We start from the raw sequence: 437 nt of genomic DNA, 5'->3' as shown, positions 1-437 counted from the left end.
GGTCGAGCGTATCGATGAAGGCGGTGCGCGCGGCGTCGTCCCCGCCCGCGAAGGCGAACGAGAACAGGCCGCTGGAGCCGGCGAAATCCCGCACGAAATTCTCATGGCCGGGGCAGTTCGGCAACGCGGGGTGGTATACCGCCGACACTTCCGGCCGCGTGTCGAGCCAGCCTGCGATCGCAAGCGCGCTCTCCTGATGCTGGCGCAGGCGGACGGCCATCGTGCGCAGCCCGCGACTGCCGAGGAAGGCATCGTCGGGGGCGACATGCTGGCCAAGCTGAAAGCTGGTGTCGCGCAGGGCGGCGAAGCGGCCGGGACCGGCGGTGACGGAGCCGAGCATCGCGTCCGAATGACCGACGACGTATTTGGTGCAGGCGAGGATCGTATAGTCGATGCCGCGGGCGATGGCCGGGAAGAACAGTGGCGTCGCCCAGGTA

Annotated in this window: 1 protein-coding gene; it reads right to left on the bottom strand. The window is 68.6% G+C overall.

The annotated features are described in order from the left end of the window. Positions 1–437, bottom strand: a 437-nt coding sequence (locus AC0IYH_RS29440) for a PLP-dependent transferase (protein WP_471837578.1), incomplete at both ends; no start/stop codon positions are given.

It is taken from the genome of Pseudomonas sp. AC463, assembly GCF_979253585.1.
This window is presented reverse-complemented; position numbering and strand designations above follow the sequence as displayed.